This window comes from Streptomyces torulosus (assembly GCF_001419765.1).
In the GTDB taxonomy this organism is placed as follows: Bacteria; Actinomycetota; Actinomycetes; order Streptomycetales; family Streptomycetaceae; genus Streptomyces; species Streptomyces torulosus.
The window spans coordinates 1-4571 of sequence record NZ_LIRK01000753.1 but is presented as its reverse complement, the minus strand read 5'-3'; the positions used below and the strand labels follow the sequence as shown (position 1 = coordinate 4571).

6 protein-coding genes are annotated in these 4571 nt (G+C 69.9%); 2 read left to right on the top strand and 4 right to left on the bottom strand.

Annotation, left to right across the window (positions count from 1 at the left end; all coding sequences use genetic code 11):
- Positions 1-366: 366 nt before the first annotated feature.
- Positions 367-1152 carry an MIP/aquaporin family protein gene (locus tag AOK23_RS39225; RefSeq protein ID WP_055717223.1) on the top strand — a complete coding sequence of 262 codons (786 nt, stop codon included), beginning with the start codon at positions 367-369 and terminating at the stop codon, positions 1150-1152.
- A 153-nt stretch (positions 1153-1305) separates the two neighbouring features.
- The gene (gene glpK, locus AOK23_RS39220; protein WP_055717222.1) at positions 1306-2826 is read left to right on the top strand and encodes a glycerol kinase GlpK; all 1521 of its coding nucleotides are present in this window, start codon (positions 1306-1308) and stop codon (positions 2824-2826) included.
- Positions 2827-2881: 55 nt separating this feature from the next.
- On the opposite strand, the gene AOK23_RS39215 is transcribed toward glpK, so the two are convergent.
- The 4 genes from AOK23_RS39215 to AOK23_RS49105 form a co-directional block, all read right to left on the bottom strand.
- Positions 2882-3487, bottom strand: coding sequence for a GTP-binding protein (locus AOK23_RS39215; RefSeq protein ID WP_055717221.1), 606 nt, complete (start codon positions 3485-3487; stop codon positions 2882-2884).
- Between the two features lie 52 nt (positions 3488-3539).
- Complete coding sequence (locus AOK23_RS39210; RefSeq protein ID WP_055541244.1) at positions 3540-3935, bottom strand: DUF742 domain-containing protein; 396 nt, start codon at positions 3933-3935, stop codon at positions 3540-3542.
- A gap of 9 nt (positions 3936-3944) precedes the next feature.
- The gene (locus AOK23_RS39205; protein WP_055717220.1) at positions 3945-4382 is read right to left on the bottom strand and encodes a roadblock/LC7 domain-containing protein; all 438 of its coding nucleotides are present in this window, start codon (positions 4380-4382) and stop codon (positions 3945-3947) included.
- The coding region (locus AOK23_RS49105; protein WP_157878290.1) for a hypothetical protein at positions 4379-4571 on the bottom strand (193 nt) is incomplete at its 5' end. The genes AOK23_RS49105 and AOK23_RS39205, both read right to left, overlap by 4 nt.

The following is a 4571-nucleotide window of genomic DNA, read 5'->3' as shown; positions in this document are numbered from 1 at the left end:
CCCCCACCACCGAGCCCCCGAGCCGCGCCCCTCCAGCGCTGCCGGGCCGTCGTGGTGGCCGGTGTGTCGGGCGGTCCTTCGTCAGCATTGTTCGTCCGTGTCCTTGACGCCCCCTGGGTGCCGGTGAACACTTCCGGTGTCAGTCGGCATCGCCGCATTCGGGCGTCTTTGTGCACTGCGCCGCTCGGGTCTCCCGCCTGCCTATCGGGCCGTCCCTCACGGGCGATTCGGCTGCTACGGCACGCTCGTCACGGACGCCGGGCGGGGCGCGGGACTCTCCCTGCCTTCGGCTGAAGTAGCCATGGGAACGCACCCTGCACGCATGGTCCGGGGTCGATCACCCCGGGCCGGGGCCTAGGAGCCGCCATGAGCAACGGAGACATATTCCTCGGCGAGGTCATCGGTACGGCGATCCTGATCCTCTTCGGCGCCGGTGTGTGCGCCGCCGTCACCCTCAGGTTCTCGAAGGCGAGGGCATCGGGCTGGATCGTCATCGCGTTCGGCTGGGGCTTCGCCGTCCTGGCCGGCGCCTACACCGCCGCTCCCCTGTCCGGCGGGCACCTGAACCCGGCGGTGACCGTGGGCGTCGCGGTCGACACGGGTACGTGGGACAAGGTCTGGGTGTATCTGCTGGGCCAGATGGTGGGCGCGATGCTCGGCGCGGTCCTCGCCTACCTGGTCTATCTCGCGCAGTTCCAGGCGAACATCCGCAAGGAGGGCACCACGGAGGGCACGGCGGACGAGCCGACACCGACCCTCGGGATCTTCTCCACCATCCCCGAGATCCGGAACCCCGTCGCCAACCTGATCACCGAGATCATCGCGACCATCGCGCTGGTGCTCCCGATCCTCGCCTTCGGCCGGAACACGGGGATCGGCATCGGTCAGATCCCCGGCGAGGAAGCCGGCGTCTACGGCTCCGGCATCTCGGTGCTGCTGGTGTCGTTCCTGGTCGTGGGCATCGGCCTCTCCCTCGGCGGGCCCACCGGCTACGCGATCAACCCGGCGCGTGACCTCGGCCCGCGCATCGTGCACACCTTCCTGCCGATCCCGAACAAGGGCACCTCCGACTGGGGCTACGCCTGGATCCCGGTCGTCGGCCCGCTGGTCGGCGGGGTCCTCGCTGGCCTCGTCTACAACGCGGCGTTCTGACTCACCGCCGTAGCACCCGCATCGACGCAGGAAACGACGTAGAGACGCGCAAGACGCGCAGGGACGCAAGACGGGCAGAGACGCACCACGCGCGGAGACGAGAAGCGCGTAGCGACGCAAGACGTGTATCGACGCAAGACGTAAGGGGATGTCATGCCGGACAACGCCCAGAAGTACGTCGCCGCCATCGACCAGGGCACCACCTCCAGCCGTTGCATCATCTTCGACCGGGGCGGCGCCATCGTCGCCGTGGACCAACGCGAACACCGCCAGATCTTCCCCAAGCCGGGCTGGGTGGAGCACGACGCCACCGAGATCTGGTCGAAGGTGCAGGCGGTCGTCGCCGGGGCGATCGCCAAGGCGGGTCTGCGCCCGGACCAGATCAGCGCGCTCGGCATCACCAACCAGCGCGAGACGACCGTCCTGTGGGACCGGGCCACGGGCAAGCCCGTGCACAACGCGATCGTCTGGCAGGACACGCGGACCTCCGCGCTCTGCAACGAACTCGGCGGCCCCGACGGGCAGGACCGGTTCCGCGAGCAGACCGGTCTGCCGCTGGCCAGCTACTTCTCCGGTCCCAAGGCCGCCTGGCTGCTCGACAACGTGCCGGGCCTGCGGACTCGCGCCGAACGCGGCGAGATCGCCTTCGGCACGATCGACTCCTGGCTGATCTGGAACCTCACGGGCGGGACGGACGGCGGTCGGCACGTCACCGACGTCACCAACGCCGGGCGCACCATGCTGATGAACCTGGAGACCCTCCAGTGGGACCCCTCGATCCTGTCCGCGATGGACGTGCCGCAGGCCGTCCTCCCGGAGATCCGGTCCTCCGCCGAGGTGTACGGCACGGCCGTGGGCCAACTCGCGGGCGTCCCCGTGGCGTCGGCACTCGGCGACCAGCAGGCGGCCGTGTTCGGGCAGGCCTGCTACGACGTGGGCACCGCGAAGAACACGTACGGCACCGGCAGTTTCCTGCTGCTCAACACCGGCAACCGGCCCGTGGCGTCGAAGAGCGGACTGCTCACGACCATGGGGTACAAGATCGGCGACGAGGCGCCGGTGTACTGCCTGGAGGGGTCGATCGCGATCACGGGCGCCCTGGTGCAGTGGTTCCGTGACCAGCTCGGCATCATCCGTACCGCCGACGAGATCGAACCGCTGGCCGCGAGCGTCGACGACAACGGCGGGGCGTACATCGTGCCCGCGTTCTCGGGGCTGTTCGCCCCGTACTGGCGCTCCGACGCCCGCGGGGTCGTCACCGGGTTGACGCGGTACGTCACCAAGGCGCACCTGGCGCGGGCGGTGCTGGAGGCTACGAGCTGGCAGACGCGGGAGGTCGTGGACGCCATGTTCCAGGACTCGGGGGTGCGCATCACGACCCTCAAGGTGGACGGCGGCATGACCAGGAACAATCTGCTGATGCAGCACCAGGCGGACGTCCTGGGCGTCCCGGTGATCCGCCCCCGGGTCTCCGAGACGACATGTCTGGGAGCCGCCTACGCGGCCGGGCTCGCGACCGGGGTGTGGAACGACCTGGACGAGCTGAAGTCGCACTGGAGCAAGGACGCCGAGTGGACACCGTCCATGGAGGACTCCGTCCGCGACCGCGAGTACCACAACTGGCGCAAGGCGGTGGAGAAGAGCTTCGGCTGGCACGAGGACGACGCCGACTGAGAGCACACCCGGAGGCCACGGCCCGTACCCCGGTCGGCGGGGGTACGGGCCGTGCTCAGGTCGTGACGGTCTGGCGGTGCTCCGCGGTGTACGCCATCGCATGCCGGACGACGGCGACCAGGACGTCCTTGACGGATTCCCGCCGGCGCGCGTCGCACAGCACGACCGGGACGTCGGGGTCGAGGTCGAGGGCCTGGCGGACGGTCTCCGGCGGGTAATGCGCCGCCGTGTCGAAGCAGTTGACGCCGATGACGAAGGGGATGGAGCGGCGTTCGAAGTAGTCGACGGCCGCGAAGCAGTCCTCCAGGCGGCGGGTGTCGGCGAGCACCACGGCACCCAGGGCGCCGGACGCCAGCTCGTCCCACAGGAACCAGAAGCGGTCCTGGCCGGGCGTGCCGAAGAGGTACAGGACGAGGTCCTCGCGCAGGGTGATGCGCCCGAAGTCCATGGCCACGGTGGTGGTGTGCTTGCCCTCCACACCGGTGGTGTCGTCGACCGGACGGCCCGCCTCGGTCAGCACCTCCTCGGTGCGCAGCGGCTTGATCTCGCTGACCGCGCCGACGAGGGTCGTCTTGCCCACGCCGAAGCCGCCGGCCACGAGGATCTTGAGCGTGACGGGCTCGACCGGAGGTGTGCCGCGCTCAGTGCGCCCGAGGATCATCGGTCTCTTCTCCTGCTGGATGGTTGTCGCGCGACGGCGGACCGCGGCCTGCTCACAGCGCCCGGAGGCCGCTGATCACGTCGCGCAGAATACTCTCGTCCACCAGTTCGGCAGGCGGAACTGGACGATTCACATGGACCAGTTCCTCGTCGACGAGGTCGCCGACGAGGACCCGGACCACTCCGACGGGCAGGTCCAGTTCGGCGCCGAGTTCGGCCACCGACTGCGGGGTGTCACGGCACATCTCCACGATGCGGACGTGCTCCGGGGACAGCGAGTGGTCGTCCTCCGGATCGTCGACGTGGGGCTCCGCGACGACCACGGCGATCAGATCGAGGCGGTGCTGCACCGCGTGGCTGGTCCGGCCGCGCGTCATGGCGTACGGACGGACCACCGGTCCGGCCTCGTCGTCGAACCAGTGGCTTCTTCCCTGACCGTCTCGGCTCATGCCATCCCACTACCCGCCCTGGGGCAGATCGGTGCGTGGGGCGGAGCCCAGATGTACGCCGACCCGCTTGACCAGCAGCGTCATCTCGTAGGCGACCTGCCCGATGTCGGCCTCCGCGTCGGCGAGGACGGCGAGGGCACTGCCGTCGCCGGCGGCCGTGACGAAGAGGAAGGCCTCGTCGAGTTCGACGACGGTCTGACGGACGTTGCCCGCCTCGAAGTGGCGGCCGACGCCCTTGGCGAGGCTGTGGAAACCGGAGGAGACGGCGGCCAGGTGCTCGCTGTCCTCCCGGGTGAGCTCCTTGGAGACGCCCGTGGGCAGTCCGTCGCCGGAGAGCACGAGCGCCTTGCGGATGCTGGCGACGCGCTCCACCAGGTCGTCCAGGAGCCAGTTCAGCTCGCCGGACGTGCCGGTCGCGGTGGGCCCTTCGGCCTTCGGTGCGGTCATCGACCGTCCCCCTCTGTCGTTCCTCGTGGTGCTGAGACGTCTCGGGCGTCGTCGCCCTCGGCGTTCTCCTCGCGGCCGCGCTGCCAGCCCCGCTGGAGCGAGGCCATACGGCTGCGTACTTCGTCGGCGTCGCGTTCGGCGGTGTCCGGCCGGTCGGCGCGAGCCCTCTCACGCTCGACCCGCCGGGCG